Annotated in this window: 21 protein-coding genes; 8 read left to right on the forward strand and 13 right to left on the reverse strand. The window is 72.6% G+C overall.

Annotation, left to right across the window (positions count from 1 at the left end):
- The first annotated feature begins 80 nt into the window (after nucleotides 1-80).
- Together ACFV46_RS01565 and ACFV46_RS01570 are read left to right on the forward strand one after the other, a co-directional pair.
- A complete protein-coding gene (locus tag ACFV46_RS01565; protein WP_361923845.1) occupies nucleotides 81-434 on the forward strand; it encodes a histidine triad nucleotide-binding protein in 354 nt (117 codons plus the stop codon).
- A 6-nt stretch (nucleotides 435-440) separates the two neighbouring features.
- Nucleotides 441-1352: a ribonuclease Z gene (locus tag ACFV46_RS01570; RefSeq protein WP_376726569.1), complete on the forward strand. Its 912-nt coding sequence runs from the start codon at nucleotides 441-443 to the stop codon at nucleotides 1350-1352.
- Between the two features lie 4 nt (nucleotides 1353-1356).
- Here the strand turns inward: ACFV46_RS01570 and ACFV46_RS01575 are convergent, their stop codons facing one another.
- Entirely contained in the window at nucleotides 1357-2613 is a 1257-nt protein-coding gene (locus ACFV46_RS01575) for an MFS transporter (RefSeq protein WP_385496685.1), read from the reverse strand.
- Between the two features lie 198 nt (nucleotides 2614-2811).
- Complete coding sequence (locus ACFV46_RS01580; RefSeq protein WP_385496686.1) at nucleotides 2812-3600, reverse strand: IclR family transcriptional regulator; 789 nt, start codon at nucleotides 3598-3600, stop codon at nucleotides 2812-2814.
- Nucleotides 3601-3694: 94 nt separating this feature from the next.
- Between ACFV46_RS01580 and ACFV46_RS01585 the strand changes: the two genes are divergently transcribed.
- Complete coding sequence (locus ACFV46_RS01585; RefSeq protein WP_385496687.1) at nucleotides 3695-4660, forward strand: 5-dehydro-4-deoxyglucarate dehydratase; 966 nt, start codon at nucleotides 3695-3697, stop codon at nucleotides 4658-4660.
- Nucleotides 4661-4749: 89 nt separating this feature from the next.
- Nucleotides 4750-5907, forward strand: coding sequence for a carbohydrate kinase family protein (locus ACFV46_RS01590; protein ID WP_385496688.1), 1158 nt, complete (start codon nucleotides 4750-4752; stop codon nucleotides 5905-5907).
- 49 nt (nucleotides 5908-5956) lie between these two features.
- On the opposite strand, the gene ACFV46_RS01595 is transcribed toward ACFV46_RS01590, so the two are convergent.
- Both ACFV46_RS01595 and ACFV46_RS01600 read right to left on the reverse strand, forming a co-directional pair.
- Nucleotides 5957-6310 (reverse strand): cytidine deaminase, encoded by a 354-nt coding sequence (locus ACFV46_RS01595; protein WP_376726564.1) that lies wholly within the window; start codon nucleotides 6308-6310, stop codon nucleotides 5957-5959.
- Nucleotides 6311-6338: 28 nt separating this feature from the next.
- Complete coding sequence (locus tag ACFV46_RS01600) at nucleotides 6339-7157, reverse strand: helix-turn-helix transcriptional regulator (RefSeq protein ID WP_376726811.1); 819 nt, start codon at nucleotides 7155-7157, stop codon at nucleotides 6339-6341.
- 148 nt (nucleotides 7158-7305) lie between these two features.
- On the opposite strand from ACFV46_RS01600, the gene ACFV46_RS01605 reads away from it, so the two are divergent.
- The gene (locus ACFV46_RS01605) at nucleotides 7306-8760 is read left to right on the forward strand and encodes an MFS transporter (protein ID WP_385496689.1); all 1455 of its coding nucleotides are present in this window, start codon (nucleotides 7306-7308) and stop codon (nucleotides 8758-8760) included.
- Here ACFV46_RS01605 and ACFV46_RS01610 read toward each other — a convergent pair.
- The 5 genes from ACFV46_RS01610 to era all read right to left on the reverse strand — a co-directional run bounded on the left by ACFV46_RS01610 (nucleotide 8722) and on the right by era (nucleotide 13073).
- Complete coding sequence (locus ACFV46_RS01610) at nucleotides 8722-9081, reverse strand: MmcQ/YjbR family DNA-binding protein (protein WP_376726562.1); 360 nt, start codon at nucleotides 9079-9081, stop codon at nucleotides 8722-8724. The genes ACFV46_RS01605 and ACFV46_RS01610 overlap by 39 nt on opposite strands.
- Complete coding sequence (locus ACFV46_RS01615) at nucleotides 9078-10385, reverse strand: hemolysin family protein (protein WP_376726561.1); 1308 nt, start codon at nucleotides 10383-10385, stop codon at nucleotides 9078-9080. The genes ACFV46_RS01610 and ACFV46_RS01615 overlap by 4 nt, the downstream gene beginning before the upstream one ends.
- Nucleotides 10382-10879: an rRNA maturation RNase YbeY gene (ybeY, locus tag ACFV46_RS01620; RefSeq protein WP_062669419.1), complete on the reverse strand. Its 498-nt coding sequence runs from the start codon at nucleotides 10877-10879 to the stop codon at nucleotides 10382-10384. The genes ACFV46_RS01615 and ybeY overlap by 4 nt, the downstream gene beginning before the upstream one ends.
- Before the next feature lie 13 nt (nucleotides 10880-10892).
- Entirely contained in the window at nucleotides 10893-11966 is a 1074-nt protein-coding gene (locus ACFV46_RS01625; RefSeq protein ID WP_376726560.1) for a PhoH family protein, read from the reverse strand.
- Nucleotides 11967-12110: 144 nt separating this feature from the next.
- Nucleotides 12111-13073, reverse strand: coding sequence for a GTPase Era (gene era / locus ACFV46_RS01630; RefSeq protein WP_361923825.1), 963 nt, complete (start codon nucleotides 13071-13073; stop codon nucleotides 12111-12113).
- 150 nt (nucleotides 13074-13223) lie between these two features.
- On the opposite strand from era, the gene ACFV46_RS01635 reads away from it, so the two are divergent.
- Entirely contained in the window at nucleotides 13224-13562 is a 339-nt protein-coding gene (locus tag ACFV46_RS01635) for a P-II family nitrogen regulator (protein WP_361923823.1), read from the forward strand.
- A gap of 5 nt (nucleotides 13563-13567) precedes the next feature.
- Here the strand turns inward: ACFV46_RS01635 and ACFV46_RS01640 are convergent, their stop codons facing one another.
- Nucleotides 13568-14416, reverse strand: a complete 849-nt coding sequence (locus ACFV46_RS01640) for a helix-turn-helix transcriptional regulator (RefSeq protein ID WP_385496690.1) — start codon at nucleotides 14414-14416, stop codon at nucleotides 13568-13570.
- Nucleotides 14417-14535: 119 nt separating this feature from the next.
- On the opposite strand from ACFV46_RS01640, the gene ACFV46_RS01645 reads away from it, so the two are divergent.
- Nucleotides 14536-15390, forward strand: a complete 855-nt coding sequence (locus ACFV46_RS01645; RefSeq protein WP_361923819.1) for an NAD(P)-dependent oxidoreductase — start codon at nucleotides 14536-14538, stop codon at nucleotides 15388-15390.
- Between the two features lie 6 nt (nucleotides 15391-15396).
- Here ACFV46_RS01645 and ACFV46_RS01650 read toward each other — a convergent pair whose 3' ends face one another.
- Genes ACFV46_RS01650 through ACFV46_RS01660 form a run of 3 tightly spaced genes read right to left on the reverse strand, consistent with a single transcriptional unit; the run spans nucleotide 15397 to nucleotide 18160 of the window.
- A complete protein-coding gene (locus ACFV46_RS01650) occupies nucleotides 15397-16752 on the reverse strand; it encodes a GH1 family beta-glucosidase (protein ID WP_376726810.1) in 1356 nt (451 codons plus the stop codon).
- A 50-nt stretch (nucleotides 16753-16802) separates the two neighbouring features.
- Entirely contained in the window at nucleotides 16803-17069 is a 267-nt protein-coding gene (locus ACFV46_RS01655) for a protealysin inhibitor emfourin (RefSeq protein ID WP_385496692.1), read from the reverse strand.
- 20 nt (nucleotides 17070-17089) lie between these two features.
- On the reverse strand, nucleotides 17090-18160 hold the full coding sequence (locus tag ACFV46_RS01660; RefSeq protein WP_385496693.1) for a M4 family metallopeptidase: 1071 nt from the start codon (nucleotides 18158-18160) through the stop codon (nucleotides 17090-17092).
- Nucleotides 18161-18508: 348 nt separating this feature from the next.
- Here ACFV46_RS01660 and leuA point away from each other — a divergent pair, with 348 nt between their 5' ends.
- Nucleotides 18509-20230, forward strand: coding sequence for a 2-isopropylmalate synthase (gene leuA, locus ACFV46_RS01665; RefSeq protein ID WP_361923811.1), 1722 nt, complete (start codon nucleotides 18509-18511; stop codon nucleotides 20228-20230).
- Nucleotides 20231-20316 lie beyond the last annotated feature (86 nt).

Raw genomic sequence — 20316 nt, forward strand, 5'->3', positions numbered from 1 at the left:
CGATCACCCTCCGCGCGGCGGCACCCGGCGGCGATACGATGCCCCGGTCACACCGTCGCCGTCCAACGCCCGGAGGAACCATGGCTGGGGAGCCGCAGGACGACTGCCTGTTCTGCAAGATCGTCGCGGGGCATGTCCCGGCGACGATCGTGCGGGAGACCGAGACGACCGTCGCCTTCCGCGACATCAACCCGCAGGCACCCACCCATGTCCTGATCATCCCCAGGGCCCACCACAAGGACGCCGCCGCGCTCGCCACCGCCGAGCCGGCGCTCGCCGCCGACCTCCTGCGCGAGGCCCAGGCCGTCGCCGACGAGGAGAAGCTGGACAGCTACCGCATCGTGTTCAACACCGGTGCGGGCGCGGGCCAGACGGTCTTCCACACACACGCCCACGTCCTCGGCGGCCGCGGTCTCGAGTGGCCCCCCGGATAAGCGGCCGTGTCCGTCCGTGAACTGGTCGTCCTCGGGACGGCGAGCCAGGTCCCGACCCGGCACCGCAACCACAACGGCTATGTGCTGCGCTGGGACGGTGAGGGCATCCTGTTCGACCCCGGCGAGGGCACCCAGCGGCAGATGCTGCGGGCCGGGGTCGCCGCCCACGACCTGAACCGCATCTGTGTCACCCACTTCCACGGCGACCACTCGCTGGGACTCGCCGGGGTGATCCAGCGGATCAACCTCGACCGGGTGCCGCACCCCGTCACCGCCCACTACCCGCGCTCCGGGCAGCGCTTCTTCGACCGGCTGCGGTACGCCACCGCCTACCGGGAGACCGCCGAGATCGCGCAGGCCCCGGTCGACGCCGACGGGGTCGTCGCCGACACCGGCGCGTACACGCTGCACACCGCCCGGCTGTCGCACCCCGTCGAGTCGTACGGCTACCGCCTGGTCGAGCCCGACGGCCGCCGGATGCTGCCCGAGCGGCTCGCGGCGCACGGCATCAAGGGCCCGGACGTCGGCCGGCTCCAGCGGGACGGCGCGCTCGGCGGGGTCACGCTCGACGACGTCAGCGAGGTCCGGCGCGGGCAGCGGTTCGCGTTCGTCATGGACACCCGGCTGTGCGACGGGGTGTACGCCCTCGCCGACGGCTGCGACATGCTCGTCATCGAGTCCACCTTCCTGGACGAGGACGTCTCCCTCGCGGAGGAGCACGGGCATCTGAGCGCCGGTCAGGCCGCCCGGGTGGCGCGGGACGCCGGGGTGGGGCACCTGGTGCTCACCCACTTCAGCCAGCGCTACACCGACCCCGCGGAGTTCGAGCGGCAGGCGCGGGCCGCCGGTTTCGACGGCGACCTGACCGTGGCGCACGACCTGCTCCGGGTCCCTTTCCCGAAGCGCCGGCCTTCTTGACCTTCTAGGTGGCGGGGGCCAGCCGCTCCGGGGCGGCCTCGGTGGTGTCCAGCGGGATGGCGACGACCTCGACGTCCGCGGTCGCGGCCGGCTCCGGAGTGCGGCGGCCCAGCGCCACCACCGTCAGCGGCACGGCGACCAGCAGCAGCCCCGCCGCCAGGATCACGCCCATCACCGGGAAGCCCGCCCCGGCCGACAGCACGCTCCCGGTGAGCGGGCCCGCCGCCGTGCCCAGCGACGACGCCGAGCCGACGAGCACCGCCCAGCGGCCCCGGCCGTCGAGGGAGGCGGCCAGGCCGATGACGTACGACAGCACGATCGGGTAGACCGTGTTCCAGGCGATCTCACCGGTCGCGAACGTCGTCAGGTCCGTCGCGGACGCGCTGAGCGCGATGCACAGGGCGATGAGGGCGGTGCCGCCGCCGACGGGCAGCGCGCGGCCGAGCCGGGGCCCGAGGGCGCCCGCCCCGGTCACGCCGAGCAGCCCGGCGCCGAGCGCCACGGCGAACACCGCGCCCACGGCGGCCTCCGTCAGATGGGCCTGGTCCAGGCCGATCCGGCCGCTGACGCCCCACAGGGAGTTCTGCGCGAGGGACCACAGGAGCATGCAGCCGGCGAGGATCAGGCCGTGCCGGCGGTGGGGGAGCGGGGCCGGGGGCTGGACCGCGGCCGACGCCGACGGGGCCTCGGCGGCGGGGAGCCGGCCGGTGAGCGGCCAGACCGCGAGTGCGGTGAGCGCGATCGCCGCCAGCGGCCGGTCGTGGCCGGGACCTAGGTGCGGGACCGTCAGATAGAGGGCGCCCGCGAGGGCGGAGACCCCGAGCAGGCCCGCGGTGGTGACCCGGTGCGGGTCGGTGCGCCAGGTGCCGCGTCCCGTGCGGGCCGGGTCCGCCCCGAGGGCGGCGATCCGGGTGGCGGCGACCGCGGTGACGGTGCCGGACCCGAGGCCGCCGGCCATGACGCCGAGGACGACGGCCGGTACGGCGTGCGCGAGCGCGGCCCCGCCGTAGCCGAGCAGCGCCAGGGCCAGCCCGGCCCGGGCGAGCCTGCGGGCGCCGAGGCGGTCGACGCGGGAGGCCAGCAGGAAGCCGGCCGCCGCCGAACTCAACAGCAGGACACTGCCGATGGCGCCGGCCTGGGTGGGGGTGAGCGGAAGGCCCGAGTCGAGCCGGCCGACGACGGTCGGCAGGAGATACGGGGCGAGGTACCCGGCCGTGAAGAGGGCGACGAGGGGCCAGGGGGTGGTGCGGGGGGCGAGCACGGGCGTTCCCAGGGCATGCGAAGGAGAGGCACAGAAGGGGGAGGGGCGCAGGCCGTCGACGGACAGGAACGCGCGGGCAATTTGTATCAAGCACGGGGACGCGCGAAGAAGGGCGGGCGGTGTGATCTGGGGCACGTTCTGTTTGGAGTGGGTGAAGCGGGGTAGCAGCGATGCCTCAGCGGGTCCCGCCGACGCCTCTCACCTGCGCCAGTGCACCGTTCCGCCCGCCGCTCCGGGGGCCGTGGCCTCGATCTTCGCCCGGATCTCCCGCATCACCGCGACGATCCGCTCCTCGTGCCGGGGCGACCAGCGGGCCACCGGCACCGAGCAGCTGATCGCGTCCTGCGCGGGGGTGTCGTAGCGCAGGGCGAAGCCGAGGCCGATGATGCCGGGGACGCTCTCCTCGCGGTCCACCGACCAGCCGCGTGCGCGCACCTCGGCGAGGTCGGCGGCCAGGGACGCGCGGGTGGTGTGGGTGCGGGGTGTCAGCGCCGGGTACGGGCCCTCGGGCAGGGCGGAGTCGGGGCGTTCGGCGAGCAGTGCCTTGCCCAGGGCGCCCGCGTGCGCCGGGAGGCGGCGGCCGACCCGGCTGAGGGTCCGCGGGTACGCGTGCGACTCGCGGGTGGCCAGGTAGGCGACGTCCCGGCCGTCCAGCCGTGCCCGGTGGACCGTCTCGCCGAGTGCCTGCGACGCCTCGTCGAGAGAGGGCCGGACGAGACGGACGCGCGGGTCGGAGTCGAGGTAGCCGGTGCCGGTCAGCAGGGCGTGGATGCCGATGCCGTACAGCGAGCCGGTGACGTCGGTGCGCACCCAGCCCCGCGCGATCAGGGTCTGGAGCAGCGCGTACATCGAACTGCGCGGCACGTCGAGCGTGTCGGCGAGCTCCTGGAGGCGGGCCGGGCGGTCCCCGCGCGCGGCGAGGAGTTCCAGCAGCTCGACCGTGCGCGCCGCCGACTTCACCTCGCGGACGCCGCCTGTATCCGGCATGGGGCGATCGTAGTCGGCGGGTTCGGCCGTTGACGGCACGCCGTTCACTCACCTAATCTACGTTCTCATATATGGACAGCATTCATAGGAGGAGATGATCGGCGTGGGCCTCGCCACGGACACCGACCGGGCCACGGACACCGTCGGACGGCTGCGGGACGGCATGGCCCGCGGCGTGCTGTCCTTCCCGCTCACGAGCTTCCACGCCGACGGATCGCTCGACGAGGACGGCTTCCGCGCGCACCTGGCCGTCCAGCTGGCGTCCGGACCGGGCGCCGTCTTCCCGGCCTGTGGCACCGGCGAGTTCTTCTCCCTGGACGAGGACGAGTACCGGGCCGTCGTCACCGCCGCCGTCGAGGAGACGGCCGGACACGTGCCCGTCGTCGCCGGCGTCGGCTACGGCTGGGCGCAGGCCGCCCGGTTCGCCCGCATCGCCGAGGAGGCCGGCGCCGACGCCCTCCTCGTGCTGCCCCACTACCTCGTCGCCGCCCCGCAGGACGGCCTCGTCGGCCAGCTGGAGGCGCTCGCCGCCCGGACCCGGCTGCCGCTCATCGCCTACCAGCGCGGACCGGTCGCCTACACCCCCGCCGCGCTCGCCCGCATCGCCCGTGTCCCCGGGGTCGTCGGCCTCAAGGACGGCCACGGCGACCTCGACCGGCTCCAGCGCCTCACCCTCGCCGCCCCCGAGGGCTTCCTGTTCTTCAACGGCGCCTCCACCGCCGAACTCCAGGCCCGCGCCTACGCCGCCGTCGGTGTCCCCGCCTACTCCTCCGCCGTCCACGCCTTCGCGCCCGAGATCGCCGACGCCTTCTTCGCCGCGCTCCGGGACGGCGACGACGGCACCACCACCGCCCTGCTGCGCGACTTCTACGTCCCGCTCGCCGAGATCCGCGACCGCGTGCCCGGCTACGCCGTGTCCCTCGTCAAGGCCGCCGCCCGGCTGCGCGGTCGCCCCGTCGGCCCGGTCCGCGCCCCGCTGACCGATCCGTCGTCCGCCGACCTGGCCGATCTGCGCGCCCTCCTCGTGACCGGACTCGCCCTCGTGGGCGCGACCCCGTGACCTGACGGTCGTGCCGGGCGGGGAACGCGTGGCGTTGTCCGTGGCGTGGTGCACACTGGCCAGATCAGGACCACGCCAGGGAGCGCACCGTGACCACGCCCACCGCGCCCACCGGAGAGGGACCCGCGCCGCAGGGGCCGCCGCCCCCGGTCAAGGGGCCGTACCGGCGGGCCCAAGTCGACCCCCTCGCGGGCCTGCGCGGGCCCGCCGACCCGCCCTGGGACGTGTATCTGACCGGCACGGTCTTCCTCGACATCATCTTCACCGGCCTCGACTCGGCTCCGGTGCGCGGCACCGAGTCCTGGGCGCGCGGCATGGGCTCCAGCCCCGGCGGCGTGGCCAACATGGCGACCGCGCTCGCCCGCCTCGGCCTGAAGACGTCGCTCGCCGCGGCCTTCGGCGACGACCACTACGGCGACTACTGCTGGGACGCGCTGGAGCAGGGCGAGGGCATCGACCTCTCGCCCTCGCGCACGGTCCCCGGCTGGCACTCGCCGGTCACCGTCTCCATGGCGTACGAGGGGGAGCGCACCATGGTCTCCCACGGGCACGAACCGCCCCCGGAGGAGCCCGCGCCGGACTGCCCGCCCCGCGCCCGGGCCGCCGTCGCCTCCCTGGTGCCCGGCACCCGGGCCCCCTGGATCGCGCAGGCCGCGAGCAGGGGCACCCGGGTCTTCGCCGACGTCGGCTGGGACGACACCGGCGCCTGGGACCTGGCGGGGCTCGCCGACCTGGAGCACTGCGAGGCGTTCCTGCCCAACGCCGAGGAGGCCACGCGGTACACCGGCACGCGGTCCCCCCGGGAGGCCGCCCACGCCCTCACCGACCATGTGCCGGTCGCCGTGGTCACCCTCGGCGCGGAGGGCGCGTACGCGGTCGACGGGCGGACCGGCGAGACGGCCGTCGTGCCGGCGATCGCCGTCGAGGCGCTGGACCCGACCGGGGCCGGCGACGTCTTCGTGGCCGGGTTCGTCACCGGCACCCTCGCGGGCTGGCCGCTCGCCGACCGCCTCGCCTTCGCCGGGCTGACCGCCGCCCTCTCCGTCCAGGAGTTCGGCGGCTCCCTGTCGGCGCCGGGCTGGGCGGAGATCGGCGCCTGGTGGCGCCAGGTGCGGTCCCTGGAAGGCCAGGACCGCGAGGCCCTGCGCCGGTACGCGTTCCTCGCGGACCTGGTGCCCAAGGACGCGGGGCGGCCGTGGCCGCTGCGCCGGGCGGTCCCGACGATCGGCTTCCGCCGCTCGGCCTGACCGGACCGCCGGCCTGAGCGAGTCGCCCGGCCCGACCGGCGGATCGGTCTCAGTCCGCCTGGACCGTCGTGCGCACCGTGCCGTCCGGGCCCGCCACCAGGACCGGGGTTCCCGGTCCGCCCAGGTCGCGCACCGCCGCGAGGTCCTCGGAGCGGGCGCCCGCCTCCTCGGTCACGACCGCCGCCGCCTCCAGCGACTTCGCGCCCGACGCCACCGCCATCGCCACCGCCGTGCGCAGCGCGCTCAGCTTCAGGGAGTCCAGGGCGACGGTCCCGGCGACATACGTCCGGCCGGTCTCGTCGCGTACGGCCGCGCCCTCGGGCACACCGTTGCGGGCCCGCGCGGAACGGGCCAGGGTGACGATCTTGCGGTCCTCGGGGTCGAGCGCGTTGCTGTCGGTCATGTCCCGAGCATACGGAGCACCGGCGGACTCATCCGGCCACGGGGTACATCGCCCCGCGCCGCGCCTCCGGCGAGGCCAGCCACCGCAGCTTCGCCGCCGTCGCCTCGTCCAGCGGGGTGTGCAGCACGATCGACAGATCCGGGCGCACCGGCATCTGCATCACGCTCGACTCCATGGTCAGCACCCCGACCAGCGGGTGGTCCAGCTCCTTGCGGATCTGCCCCGCGTCCTCGATGTCCCGGCGCTCCCACAGCTCGGCGAACTCCGGGCTGGACGCCCTCGCCTCGGCCAGCACCTCCTGGAACCCCTCGTCGTCGGGGTTGGCCATGCACAGGGCGCGGAACTGGGCGACGACCGAGGAGGCGTTCTCCGCCCAACTCCGGGACCGAGTCCGGTACATCGGGTCGGTGAAGAAGTCGATCAGGCAGTTCCACCGCAGGCCCGGCCGCATGCCCAGCACGGTCGAGGCCGCCTCGTTGTACATCACGCCGTTGTAGTAACGGTCCATGATGTGCGCCGGATTGGGCATCCACGTGTCGATCAGCCGCCGCAGCCCCTCGCACATCTCCCGCTTGTCCGGGGCGACTTCGGCCGCCGGGGGATTGAGCCCGGCCAGCACGTACAGATGCCGGCGCTCGGCGTTGCTCAGCCGCAGCACCCGTGCCACGGAGTCCAGCACCTGCGGGGAGACCGAGATGTCCCGGCCCTGCTCCAGCCACTGGTACCAGGAGGCGCCCACGCCCGCGAGCACGGCGACCTCCTCGCGCCGCAGCCCCGGAGTGCGGCGCCGCGCACCGCCGTCCGGCAGACCGGCCTCGCCCGGGGAGACCCGGGCCCTCCTGCTCATCAGGAACTCACGCAGCTCGCGCCGCCGATGACTCTTCAGCGTGCCCCCGGACACGTGCCGATCCCCCCTGTCGCGTCGGCTGGTGGTGCCACCACCAGGACAACTTGCCGCTCCCCACGACTATTCCGCGAGCGGGAGGCTCATGTCCATGGCGATCGACACCGACCTCACCACCCCCCTCCCGTCCCCACCGCCCGGCACCCCCCGGATGTCACGGCGCGACAAGCTCGTCCTGTTCGTCCTGTGTGCCGCCCAGTTCATGGTGGCCCTCGACTTCTCCGTCCTGAACGTCGCCCTGCCCGTCCTCGGGGCCGACCTCGGCATGGACCGGTCGGCGCTCCAGTGGGCGGTCACCGCGTTCGCCCTGCCGTCCGGCGGCTTCCTGCTCCTGTTCGGCCGCATCGGCGACCTGTACGGCCGCCGCCGCCTCTTCCTCGTCGGGCTCGGCCTGTTCGCCGCGGCCTCCGTGCTCGCGACCCTCGCCTGGGACCCGGCGTCCTTCCTCGCCGGACGGGCCCTGCAGGGCCTCGGCGCCGCCATGATCGTGCCGACCGGCATGTCCCTGCTGACGACGACCTTCGCCGAGGGCCCCGCCCGCGACCGGGCGCTCGGCATCTCCGGGACGCTGATGTCCCTCGGCTTCACCATCGGCGTGGTCGCCGGCGGCGTCCTCACCGACACCCTCGGCTGGCGCTCCACGATGGGCCTGCTCGCCCTGTTCGCGCTGGTCGTGCTGCCCCTCGCGCCCGGCCTGCTGCCGGAGTCCCGCACGCCCTCCCGGCCGCACCTGGACGTGCCCGGCGCGGTCACCGTCACCGGCGGTCTGCTGGCCTTGATCTACGCCCTGACGACCGCCGCCGACCACGGCTTCGCCCGCGCCGACGTCCTCGCCACCCTCGTCCTGGGCGCCGCCCTGCTGACTTCGTTCGCGGTGATCGAGTCCCGCACCCCGGAGCCGCTGGTCTCCCTGCCGATGCTGCGCCGCCGCACGGTGGCCTGGGGCAACCTGGGCGGTCTGGTGACCTTCTCGATGATGTCGACGGTGGTCTTCGTCCTCACCCTCTACCTGCAGGGCGTCCTGGGTCTGTCGGCCTGGGAGACCGGCCTGGTCTTCGGCGTCCAGGGCATCGCCTCGGTGGCCGCGGGATCGCTCACGCCGCGCTTCGTCGGCCGGCTCGGGGCACGCCGTACGCTCGTCGTCTCCCTCGCCGGACAGGGACTCTTCACCGGCGGACTGCTGCTCCTGGACGCGCACTCCTGGTCCGTCTGGCTCGCCACGGCGGCCGTGTCGCTGGCCAGCGTGTTCCACCTGGGCGCGATCATCTCCTACGGCCTGACCGTCACCTCGGGCGTCCCCGACGAGGAGCAGGGCCTGGCCACCGGCCTGGTCACCTCGACCCAGCAGGTCGGCATCACCGTCGGCGTCCCGCTGCTCGGCGTCCTCGCCACCACCTCCGGCGACCTGCTCGGCGGCACCCGGACGGTCATGGCGCTGGACACCGGGATCGTGCTGGCCGCCGCCGTCCTCGTCGCCGCCGGTCTGCGCACCCGCCGGACGCGGGCCTCAGGGACGGTCGAGACGGAGCCGCTCGGCACGCGGTAGACCGGCCACGACCAGGTCGTACGAGTCCTCCACGAGCTCCCGGACCAGCCGGTCCGGGAGCTCGCCGTCCACCGTCACCGTGTTCCAGTGCCGCTTGTTCATGTGGTAGCCGGGGATGATCAGACCGGGGTGGTCGGCGCGCAGCCGCACCGCGTCCTCCGGGTCGCACTTCAGGTTCACCGTCAGGGGCCGGGCGTCGAGGTTCGTCAGCGCGAACAGCTTGCCGAGCACCTTGAAGACGGAGGTGTCCGGGTTGAACGGGAACTCCTCCACCACGGCGTTGAACGACAGGCACAGCGCCCGCAGCTCCTGAGGTGTCACTCCTGACCCGTCTCCTCCGCGGGGGCCGCCACCGGGGCCACCGGCTCCACGAGCACGGTCACGATCTTGTTCCGCCGGCCGGCCGCGGCCTCCGCCGTCAGCCGCAGCTCCCGTCCGTCGGGCAGCTCCACCGTGGACGACGCCTCGGCGATCGGGACCCGGCCCAGCGCCTTCGCGAGCAGACCGCCGACCGTCTCCACGTCCTCGTCGTCGTACTCGTCGAGGCCGTACAGCTCACCCAGGTCGGTGATGTCCAGACGGGCGGTCACCCGGTAGCGGTCGTCGCCGAGCACCTCCACGGGCGGCAGCTCACGGTCGTACTCGTCGGTGATCTCGCCGACGATCTCCTCGAGGATGTCCTCGATGGTGACGATGCCGGCGGTGCCGCCGTACTCGTCGATGACGACGGCGACGTGGTTGCGCTCCTTCTGCATCTCGCGCAGCAGGTCACCGGCGTTCTTGGTGTCCGGCACGAAGACCGCCGGGCGCATCGCGGTGGACACCAGCTCGCTCTCCGCGTCCCGCGAGATGTGCGTCTTGCGGGCCAGGTCCTTCAGGTACACGATCCCGACCACGTCGTCCTCGCTCTCCCCGACGACCGGGATCCGGGAGAACCCGGAGCGCAGGGCGAGGGTGAGGGCCTGGCGGATCGTCTTGTACCGCTCGATCACGATCAGGTCCGTGCGCGGAACCATCACCTCGCGCACCAGGGTGTCGCCGAGCTCGAAGACCGAGTGCACCATCCGGCGCTCCTCGGCCTCGATCAGCGACTCCGCCTCCGCCAGGTCGACCAGCGCGCGCAGCTCCGCCTCGGAGGCGAAGGGACCGCGGCGGAAGCCCTTGCCGGGGGTGAGGGCGTTGCCGACGAGGATCAGCAGCGACGGGATGGGGCCCATGATCCGCGCGAGCGGCAGCAGCACGTACGCCGCCACCGTCGCCGTGTTCAGCGGGTGCTGCCGGCCGATGGTGCGCGGCGAGACCCCGACGGCCACGTACGACACGAGGACCATGACGCCGATGGCGACCAGCAGGGCCTGCGTCGTCCCGGAGAACTCCTGGAGGCAGGCGTACGTGACGATGGCCGCCGCCGCCATCTCGCAGGTGACGCGGACCAGCAGCGCCACGTTCAGATAGCGGGTCGGGTCGGCGGCGACCTGGGCCAGCTTCGCGCTGCCCCGTCGGCCGCCGCGGACGGCCTCCTCGGCGCGGAAGCTGGAGACGCGCGCCAGGCCCGCCTCCGCGCAGGCGGCGAGCCAGGCGACGACGACCAGGGCGATCGCGCCGGCGACGAGCGGCAGACTCATGACACGGTCGGGGCCGGGGAGGGGCCGGTCAGGCCCTTCTCCGCGCGCCAGCCGTCCACGATGGCCGCCTGCAGACCGAACATCTCGGCCTTCTCGTCGGGCTCCTCGTGGTCGTAGCCGAGCAGGTGCAGCACACCGTGGACGGTGAGCAGCTGCAGCTCCTCGTCCATGCTGTGCTGCGTGGGCGCCTCGGCGCCCTGCTTCGCGGCGACCTCCGGGCACAGCACGATGTCGCCGAGCAGCCCCTGCGGGGGCTCGTCGTCGTCCTTGGACGGGGGCCGCAGCTCGTCCATGGGGAACGACATGACATCGGTGGGCCCGGGCAGGTCCATCCACTGGATGTGGAGCTGCTCCATGGCGTCGGCGTCCACCACGATCACCGAGAGCTCGGACAGCGGGTGGATGCGCATCCGCCCCAGGGCGTAGCGGGCGATGTCGAGGATCGCCTGCTCGTCGACCTCGGTGCCGGACTCGTTGTTGACGTCGATCGACATGCTGGTGCTCGGTCTACTTCCCCTTGTGCCCGGACTTGCCCCGGTTCGGCCCCTTGTGGGTGCCGTTCTGGGTGCCGTGCGTGCTGTCGTACTTCTCGTACGCGTCGACGATACGGCCGACCAGCTTGTGCCGGACGACATCCTGCGACGACAGACGCGAGAAGTGGACGTCGTCGACGCCGTCCAGGATGTCCTGCACCTGCCGCAGACCGGACTTGGTGCCGTCCGGGAGGTCGACCTGGGTGACGTCACCGGTGATGACGATCTTCGAGTCGAAGCCCAGGCGGGTGAGGAACATCTTCATCTGCTCGGGGCTCGTGTTCTGGGCCTCGTCCAGGATGATGAAGGCGTCATTCAGCGTGCGGCCGCGCATGTAGGCGAGCGGCGCGACCTCGATCGTCCCGGCCGCCATGAGCCGCGGGATCGAGTCGGGGTCGAGCATGTCGTGCAGCGCGTCGTACAGCGGGCGCAGATAGGGGTCGATCTTTTCGTAGAGCGTGCCCGGCAGGAAGCCCAGCCGCTCGCCCGCCTCGACCGCGGGCCGGGTCAGGATGATGCGGTTGACCTGCTTGGACTGCAGGGCCTGCACCGCCTTGGCCATGGCCAGATAGGTCTTGCCCGTACCGGCGGGGCCGATGCCGAAGACGATCGTGTGCTTGTCTATGGCGTCGACGTACCGCTTCTGGTTGAGCGTCTTGGGGCGGATGGTGCGCCCGCGCGAGGACAGGATGTTCTGCGTGAGCACCTCGGCCGGGGTCTCCTGGCCGTCACCCTCGCCGTTGTCACTCGCTCTGAGCATGGCGATCGAGCGTTCCACTGCGTCCTCCGTCATCGGCTGCCCGGTGCGGAGCACCAGCATCATCTCGTCGAACAGGCGCTGGATGAGGGCGACCTCCGCCGCGTCGCCGACCGCGCTGATCTCATTGCCCCGGACATGGATGTCGGCCGCCGGGAAGGCCTTCTCGACCACGCGCAGCAGGGAGTCGCCGGACCCCAGCACGGTCACCATGGGGTGCTGGGCGGGGACGGTGAACTGTGCTCTCGCCTGCCCCTGCGCGGGTGTGTGAGCTGTGGGTGTCTGAGTCATGGGCCGGCTCTGAAGGCCTTGCTCGTCCTCCTCGAAACGACTCGCCCGCCACTCGGGCGGCCTGGCGTTTTCCAGGGTACGCCGGGGGACCGACAACGCCGTAGGGCTTTTCCCGGGGCGGCCGTGACAGAAGAGGGAGGGGCCTCAGAACCCCAGCTTGCGCAGCTGGCGGGGGTCGCGCTGCCAGTCCTTGGCCACCTTGACATGCAGGTCCAGGAAGACCGGGGTGCCGAGCAGGGCCTCGATCTGCTTGCGGGACTTGATGCCGACCTCCTTCAGGCGCTTGCCCTTGGGGCCGATGATGATGCCCTTCTGGCTGGGGCGCTCGATGTAGACGAAGGCGTGGATGTCCAGCAGCGGCTTGTCGGCGGGCCGGTCCTCGCGGGGCAGCATCTCCTCCACGACGACGGCGATGGAGTGCGGCAGCTCGTCGCGGACACCCTCCAGCGCGGCCTCGCGGATCAGCTCCGCGATCATGACCTGCTCGGGCTCGTCGGTGAGCTCGCCGTCCGGGTAGAGGGCGGGGCCCTCCGGCAGCAGCGGGACGATCAGGTCGGCCAGCAGGTCCACCTGCGTGCCGGAGACCGCCGACACCGGGATGATCTCCGCCCACTCGAAGCCCAGCTCCTTGCCGAGCTGGTCGATCGCGATGAGCTGCGCGGCGAGTGTCTTGCCGTCCACCAGGTCGGTCTTCGTGACGATCGCGATCTTCGGCGTCTTCTTGATCGACGCGAGCTCCTTGGCGATGAAGCGGTCGCCGGGACCCAGCTTCTCGTTCGCCGGGAGGCAGAAGCCGATCACGTCGACCTCGGCCCAGGTGGTGCGGACGACGTCGTTCAGCCGCTCGCCCAGCAGGGTGCGCGGCTTGTGCAGGCCGGGGGTGTCCACCAGGATCAGCTGCGCGTCCGGCCGGTGCACGATGCCGCGCACGGTGTGCCGCGTGGTCTGCGGCTGGTCGGCGGTGATCGCCACCTTCTGGCCGACCAGAGCGTTCGTCAGCGTGGACTTGCCCGCGTTGGGACGGCCCACGAAGCAGGCGAAGCCCGCGCGGTGGGGGGCCTCGGACGGGGCCTCGGAAGACTTGCTGCGAACGCTCATGGCGCCCATTGTCCCTGATCCCCGGAGCCCCGCCGCACACCAGGACCCCCGGTGCCCTTACGCCGCGTGCGCGGAGCGCCTACGATCACGGGGCCCGGCGCCCCGCGCCCCCCCACGCCCCGTGTCCGCCCACCCCGCCCGGAAGGCCCCCCAGCAGGCATGAAGCTGATCACCGCGGTCGTCAAGCCGTACCGGCTCGACGAGGTCAAGAGCGCCCTGCGGGAGCTGGGTGTGCACGGTCTGACCGTGACGGAGGCGAGCGGCCACGGCCGCCAGCGCGGGCACACCGAGGTGTACCGGGGCGCCGAGTACCAGGTCGACCTGGTGCCGAAGACGCGGATCGAGGTGGTCGTCGAGGACGCGGTGGCCGACGACGTCGTCGAGGCCGTCCTCACGGCCGCGCGCACGGGCAAGATCGGCGACGGAAAGGTCTGGGTGCTGCCCGTCGAGACGGTCGTCCGGGTCCGCACCGGCGAGCGCGGCCCCGACGCGCTGTAGCACCCCTACCGCGTGCCGGCCGTCATGTCCTGCAGCCCCACCACCCGCAGCAGCTGAAGGCGTTCGTGCGCCTCCGTGCCGGGGCGGGCGGAGTGCACGACCAACAGGTGGCGGTGCCGGTGGCTCACCATGACCTCGCAGTCCAGCTCCAGCAGACCGACCAGCGAGTGCACGAACCGCTTGGTCGCGTGCTCGCGCCGCGCCACCTCGTGCTCGTCCCACAGCCGGGCGAACTCCTCGCTGCCCGCGAGCAGTTCGGCGACCAGTCCGGCCGGCTCCGGGTCGTCGGGACGGGCCGCGGCCACCGCGCGCAGATTGGCCACCTGGGACCGCGCGAGGCCGTCGAAGTCCTCCGGGGGGAACAGCGCGCGCGAGTCCGGGTCGAGGAAGAAGTTCCGGGTGAGGTTGCGCTCGCGCGGCGGGCGGGACATCACGTCCCCGACCAGCGCCCGGGCCATCGCGTTCTGCGCCAGCACCTCGCCGTGGTCGGTCACCACCTGGGCCGGTGTGTCGTGCAGCCGGTCCAGGATCAGCAGCAGCCCGGGGCGCACGTGCTCCGACCCCGTCGCGTGCCGCGGCGGCTCCTCGCCGGCCAGGTGGAACAGATGGTCCCGCTCGTCGTCCGTCAGCCGCAGCGCGCGGGCCAGCGCGGTCAGCATCTGCCGGGACGGACGCGGGCCCCGGGACTGCTCGAGCCGTGTGTAGTAGTCCACCGACATGCCCGCCAGCTGCGCCACCTCCTCCCGGCGCAGGCCCGGCGTACGGCGCCGGGAGCCGGGCGCGAGACCCACGTCCGGCGGGGCCAGCCGGGCGCGGCCGCGGCGCAGGAAGTCGGCGAGTTCCGCTCGGTTCATGCCTCCAGCGTGCTCCTTGGCGCGCCCCGTATCCAGGGACCGCCGGTCCCCCGATCGACGGGTCTCTCCCGCCCGCGCCGGACCGGTCCGAGGGTGGGGGGTGACGAGAGGAGCAGATCATGCAGACACTGGTGACGGGTACGACGGGACAGGTCGGCCGGCGCTTCGTGCCCAGGCTGCTGGCGCAGGCCGGGGCGGGGGACCGGATCAGGGTGCTGGTCCGGGACGCGGCGCGGGGCGAGCGGTTCGCCGAGTTGGGCGCCGAGGTCGTCGTCGGCGATCTGCGGGACGCCGAGGCGCTCGGCAAGGCGGTCGCCGGCGTCGACGCGGTCGTCAACGTCGCGGCGGCCTTCCGGGGCGTGCCCGACGAGGAGGCGTGGGCGGTCAACCGGGACGCCGCGGTGGCGCTCGGACGGGCCGCGCAGGCGGCCGGGGTGGAGCGGTTCGTGCAGATCAGCACGAACAACGTGTACGGCACCGGCCGCGGGCGCCCGCTGGTCGAGGAGGACGAGAGCAGGTCCGGCGGGCACATGTGGGGCGCCTACCCCGCCTCCAAGGTCGAGGCCGAACGGGCGCTGCTGGCGATGGACGGCCTGGACGTGCGCATCGCCCGGCTCCCGTTCGTCTACGGCGAGGGCGACCCGCATCTGGCGGACGTCATGGCGTGGGCGCCGCGCTGGGCCCCGCAGCAGCGGCTGCACATGGCCCACCACGCGGACGTCGCCCAGGCCCTGCTGCGGCTGCTGTACACGCCGGGCATCGCGGGCCGGATCTACAACGTCGGCGACGACGCCCCCGTCACCACCGTGGAGCTGTACCAGCTCAACGGCATGGAGGTGCCCGCCGGGCTGTACGACAACACCGACCCCGACCCGTGGCACAACATCGTGGACACCCGGCGCATCCGCCGCGAGCTCGGCTTCCGGCCGATCTACCCGAGCGTGTGGACCGCCCGGGACGCCGGGGTGCTGTGACGCCGGTCAGCCGGCCGGGGTCCGCGCCTGCCGCTGGGCCCGCAGCAGATCGCGGAACCAGCGGTAGGACGCCTTCGGGGTGCGCCGCTGCGTGGCGAAGTCGACGTGCACCAGGCCGAAGCGGCGCGCGTACCCCTCGGCCCACTCGAAGTTGTCCAGCAGGGACCACACGAAGTAGCCGCGCACGTCGACGCCCGCCTCCACGGCCCGGTGCAGCGCGCGGACGTGCCCGTCGAGGTAGGCGATCCGCTCCTGGTCGTCGACGCCCTCGTAGGAGCAGCCGTTCTCGGTGATGACGACCGGCGGCAGACGGTCGCCGTAGCGGTCCCGGAAGCCGGTGAGGAGTTCCGTCAGGCCCTCCGGCACCACCGGCCAGCCGAAGTCGGTCGTGGGCACGCCCTCGATGTCCCGTACGGAGAAGGGTAGTTCGGCGGGCATGGTGATCCCGCCGAACTCGATCTCGGTGCCCTGCGGCGCCCCCACCCGGGTCGGCGCGTAGTAGTTGACGCCGTAGAAGTCGAGCGGTTCGGCGATGACCTTCAGGTCGGCCTCCACGTCCCCCGGCATGAGCGCCTCGATGCCGTCCGGGTAGCGGCCGAGTAGCAGCGGGTCGGCGAACAGCCGGTTCAGCAGCAGGTCGTAGAAGTCCGCCGCCTCCAGGTCCGCCTGCTCCCGCGACGCCGGCCAGGTCGGCCCGTGCGAGTTGGTGATCCCGACGTCCGTCGCACCCGCCGCGCGCAGCGCCCGCACGGCGAGCCCGTGCGCCAGCAACTGGTGGTGGGCGACCGGCAGGGCGTCGAACAGCAGCCGCCGGCCGGGCGCGTGGGTGCCCAGGGCGTGGCCCAGCAGGGTGTGCTCGGCCGGTTCGTTCAGGGTGATCCAGGTGCCGACCCGGTCGCCGAGGCGGTCGGCCACCCGGGACACGTGCGCGGCGAAGCGGGCGGCCGTGTCCCGCTCCAGCCAGTCCAGCGCGACGGGCAGGTCCCAGTGGAAGAGCGTCGGCACCGGGCGCACGCCCGCCGCGCACAGCTCGTCCACCAGGCGGTCGTAGAAGTCCAGCCCTTGCGGGGAGTTCACCCGTGGCCAGGAGATCGAGAACCGGTAGGCGTCCACGCCGAGCCCGGCGAGCAGCGCCACGTCCTCGCGGTAGCGGTGGTAGTGGTCGCAGGCCACCTCGGCCGTCGAGGCGTCCTTCACGCGCCCCGGCTCGGCCGTGAACGCGTCCCACACGGACCGCTCGCGCAGCTCCGCCGCGCCCTCGATCTGATGGGCCGAGGTGGACACCCCCCACAGGAAACCGTCCGGGAAACGGGGTACCGGCCGGGTCGCAGCGCGCTCGTCGATCGCCATGCGCCGGATCATCGGCACCGGCGGCGCGTCAAGTCAACGCCCTTACGAGAACTGGCCGTTCCCTAGGCGCCCTCCTTCAGCACCCGGGAGACGAGCGCGCGCTGCTCGTCGGTGAGCCGGGGGTCGGCGCAGTACACCGTCCGGCCGTCCACGGTGATCTCGTAGCCGAAGCCGTCCGGCACCCCGACCGACGGAGTGCCCCGGCCGGACGCCAGCGCGCCCTCGGCCAGGGCGTGCCACTCCTCGGCGTCCGGCCGCCCGGCGGTGTCCAGCTCCGCGTGCCGCTCGATGCCCGCGAACCCGCCCGTGCGCCGTACCTGAATACGCATGGGACCTGTCTATTACGCCGCTACGGGATCCGCACCCCCACCTGCTCCCAGGCCTTCGCGACGGCCCGGAACTCGTCACCGGCGTCACCGAAGCGCTCCCGCGCCGCCTTCACGGTGAGCACCGCGAAGTCGGTGAACAGCGCCCGGTCCGGCAGCTCGCCGCCGGTGAGGACGTCGAACCAGATCTGCCCCGCCCGTTCCCAGGCGTGCCCGCCGAGGGCGGTGGCGGCCAGGTAGAAGGCGTGGTTGGGGATGCCGGAGTTGATGTGGACGCCGCCGTTGTCCCGGCCGGTGCGGACGTAGTCGTCCATCGTGGCGGGCTGCGGGTCCTTGCCGAGGACGTCGTCGTCGTACGCGCTGCCCGGCTCCTTCATCGAGCGCAGCGCCTTGCCGGAGACGCCGGGGGCGAGCAGGCCCGCGCCGATCAGCCAGTCGGCCTCGGCGGCGGTCTGGCCGAGCGTGTACTGCTTGATCAGGGAGCCGAAGACGTCGGACATCGACTCGTTCAGCGCGCCCGGCTGCCCGTAGTAGGTGAGGTTGGCCGTGTACTGGGTGACGCCGTGGGTGAGTTCGTGGCCGATGACGTCGATCGGGATCGTGAAGTCGAGGAAGATCTCGCCGTCCCCGTCACCGAACACCATCTGCTCGCCGTTCCAGAAGGCGTTGTTGTAGTCCTCGTCGTAGTGGACGGTGGCGTCCAGCGGGAGCCCGTCGCCGTCGATGGAGTGCCGGCCGTACACCCTCAGGAACAGCTCGAAGGTGGCGCCGAGCCCCGAGTAGGCGCGGTTGACCGTGGCGTCCCGGCCGGGGTCGTCGCCCTCGCCGCGGACCTTGGTGCCGGGCAGGGCGGTGCCGTGCCCGGCGTCGTGGACGGTGCGCAGCGGCTGGTCCGACGGCGCCTTGACGGGCGGCGCCGAGGCGAGCGCGAACTCGGTGGTCACCCGGCGCCGGCCGCGCAGCTCGCTGTCGCGGACCAGGGTCCTGCGGGCCGGGCCGGAGAGCGCGGGGTCGTCGTTCCGGGCCAGCCGGTCCAGGACGTGCGGCGGTACGACGGTGCAGAAGACGGGCTCGAAGCCCCCGTTGGTCGTCATGAGCCGCACCATTGCACTGCGTGAGGGGGATGTCACCAGCGGCGACCATGATTGGTGAAATAAGCGGATCTGGTCACCCTCCGTGGTTGCTCTGTGTTATGCACGGGTGCCCGGATTGTGGCTTTTCGCACAGGCTCTCGGAGCTCTCCCGAGGTCGCCGGTCCCGCATACTGATATGGACCGCCGCATACCGGAGAGCTCGGCTAGCATGCTTCGCATCATGCTTTTCGGGCTGCTTCTTCTTAGCTGCCGCGGCGAGGGCCTGTAGTCCAGGTCGACTCCCTCCCCGCGGAGCTTCGCGTTGCGTCGTCGGCCGTCCTTCCGGACATCCTGAGGAGCCCCGCAGACATGGCGAACCGCCAGCAGCCCAGCACCATGCCGATCCACAAGTACGGCCGCTACGAGCAGGTCGACATCCCCGACCGGACCTGGCCCGACCAGCGCGTCACCACCGCTCCCCGCTGGCTCTCCACCGACCTGCGCGACGGGAACCAGGCCCTGATCGACCCGATGTCGCCCGAGCGCAAGCGCCGGATGTTCGACCAGCTGGTCAAGATGGGCTACAAGGAGATCGAGGTCGGCTTCCCCGCCTCGGGCCAGACGGACTTCGACTTCGTACGGTCCATCATCGAGGACCCCGAGGCCATCCCGGACGACGTCACCATCTCCGTCCTGACGCAGGCCCGCGAGGACCTGATCGAGCGCACGGTGGAGTCCCTGAAGGGCGCCAGGCGGGCCACCGTCCACCTGTACAACGCCACGGCCCCCGTCTTCCGCCGCGTGGTCTTCCGCGGCTCCAAGGACGACATCAAGCAGATCGCCGTCGACGGCACCCGCCTGGTGATGGAGTACGCGGAGAAACTGCTGGGCCCCGAGACCGAATTCGGCTACCAGTACAGCCCCGAGATCTTCACCGACACCGAGCTGGACTTCGCCCTGGAGGTCTGCGAGGCGGTGATGGACGTCTACCAGCCGGGCCCCGGCCGCGAGATCATCCTCAACCTGCCCGCCACCGTGGAGCGTTCCACGCCGTCCACGCACGCGGACCGCTTCGAGTGGATGCACCGCAACCTGTCCCGCCGCGAGTACGTCTGCCTGTCCGTCCACCCGCACAACGACCGCGGCACCGCCGTCGCCGCCGCCGAGCTGGCGCTGATGGCCGGCGCCGACCGCGTCGAGGGCTGCCTGTTCGGGCAGGGCGAGCGCACCGGCAACGTCGACCTGGTCACCCTGGGCATGAACCTGTTCTCGCAGGGCGTCGACCCGCAGATCGACTTCTCCGACATCGACGAGATCCGCCGTACGTGGGAGTACTGCAACCAGATGGAGGTCCACCCGCGCCACCCGTACGTGGGCGACCTGGTCTACACGTCCTTCTCCGGCTCCCACCAGGACGCCATCAAGAAGGGCTTCGACGCCATGGAGGCCGACGCGAAGGCCAAGGGCGTCACCGTCGACGACATCGAGTGGGCCGTCCCGTACCTGCCGATCGACCCGAAGGACGTCGGCCGCTCCTACGAGGCCGTCATCCGTGTCAACTCGCAGTCCGGCAAGGGCGGTGTCTCCTACGTCCTGAAGAACGACCACAAGCTGGACCTGCCGCGCCGGATGCAGATCGAGTTCTCCAAGATCATCCAGGCCAAGACGGACGCCGAGGGCGGCGAGATCACCGGCGCCGACATCTGGGCGACCTTCCAGGACGAGTACCTGCCGAACCCGGAGAACCCCTGGGGCCGGCTGCAGGTCAGGAACGGCCAGTCGACCACCGACACCGACGGGGTGGACACCCTCAAGGTCGAGGCGACCGTCGACGGCACCGACACGATCCTGGAAGGCAGCGGCAACGGTCCGATCTCGGCCTTCTTCGACGCCCTGGCGAAGATCGGCATCGACGCGCGGCTGCTGGACTACCAGGAGCACACGATGAGCGAGGGCGCCTCCGCGCAGGCCGCCTCGTACATCGAGTGCGCCATCGACGGCCAGGTGCTGTGGGGCATCGGCATCGACGCCAACACCACCCGCGCCTCGCTGAAGGCGGTCGTCTCGGCCGTCAACCGGGCCGCCCGCTGACCGTCCCCCACACGGGGAGCCGTGCGGGGCGCCCCCGCGGCCCCCGCAGGTGGGGCGGGCCGCGGTGGGGCCGCGCCCACCATCAA

The sequence above is a fragment of the Streptomyces sp. NPDC059852 genome (assembly GCF_042731455.1).
Lineage (GTDB): Bacteria > Actinomycetota > Actinomycetes > Streptomycetales > Streptomycetaceae > Streptomyces.

Excerpts from the sequence above, each read along its gene's own strand:
- ACFV46_RS01580 (WP_385496686.1), bottom strand. The coding sequence starts at position 3,600 with ATGCCGGATACAGGCGGCGTCCGCGAGGTGAAGTCGGCGGCGCGCACG.
- ACFV46_RS01660 (WP_385496693.1), bottom strand. The coding sequence starts at position 18,160 with ATGACGACCAACGGGGGCTTCGAGCCCGTCTTCTGCACCGTCGTACCG.
- ACFV46_RS01615 (WP_376726561.1), bottom strand. The coding sequence starts at position 10,385 with ATGAGTCTGCCGCTCGTCGCCGGCGCGATCGCCCTGGTCGTCGTCGCC.
- ACFV46_RS01565 (WP_361923845.1), top strand. The coding sequence starts at position 81 with ATGGCTGGGGAGCCGCAGGACGACTGCCTGTTCTGCAAGATCGTCGCG.
- ACFV46_RS01635 (WP_361923823.1), top strand. The coding sequence starts at position 13,224 with ATGAAGCTGATCACCGCGGTCGTCAAGCCGTACCGGCTCGACGAGGTC.
- ACFV46_RS01605 (WP_385496689.1), top strand. The coding sequence starts at position 7,306 with ATGGCGATCGACACCGACCTCACCACCCCCCTCCCGTCCCCACCGCCC.
- ACFV46_RS01640 (WP_385496690.1), bottom strand. The coding sequence starts at position 14,416 with ATGAACCGAGCGGAACTCGCCGACTTCCTGCGCCGCGGCCGCGCCCGG.
- ACFV46_RS01655 (WP_385496692.1), bottom strand. The coding sequence starts at position 17,069 with ATGCGTATTCAGGTACGGCGCACGGGCGGGTTCGCGGGCATCGAGCGG.
- era (WP_361923825.1), bottom strand. The coding sequence starts at position 13,073 with ATGGGCGCCATGAGCGTTCGCAGCAAGTCTTCCGAGGCCCCGTCCGAG.
- ACFV46_RS01595 (WP_376726564.1), bottom strand. The coding sequence starts at position 6,310 with ATGACCGACAGCAACGCGCTCGACCCCGAGGACCGCAAGATCGTCACC.
- ybeY (WP_062669419.1), bottom strand. The coding sequence starts at position 10,879 with ATGTCGATCGACGTCAACAACGAGTCCGGCACCGAGGTCGACGAGCAG.
- ACFV46_RS01650 (WP_376726810.1), bottom strand. The coding sequence starts at position 16,752 with ATGATCCGGCGCATGGCGATCGACGAGCGCGCTGCGACCCGGCCGGTA.
- ACFV46_RS01645 (WP_361923819.1), top strand. The coding sequence starts at position 14,536 with ATGCAGACACTGGTGACGGGTACGACGGGACAGGTCGGCCGGCGCTTC.
- ACFV46_RS01625 (WP_376726560.1), bottom strand. The coding sequence starts at position 11,966 with ATGACTCAGACACCCACAGCTCACACACCCGCGCAGGGGCAGGCGAGA.
- ACFV46_RS01600 (WP_376726811.1), bottom strand. The coding sequence starts at position 7,157 with ATGAGCAGGAGGGCCCGGGTCTCCCCGGGCGAGGCCGGTCTGCCGGAC.
- leuA (WP_361923811.1), top strand. The coding sequence starts at position 18,509 with ATGGCGAACCGCCAGCAGCCCAGCACCATGCCGATCCACAAGTACGGC.
- ACFV46_RS01585 (WP_385496687.1), top strand. The coding sequence starts at position 3,695 with ATGATCGGCGTGGGCCTCGCCACGGACACCGACCGGGCCACGGACACC.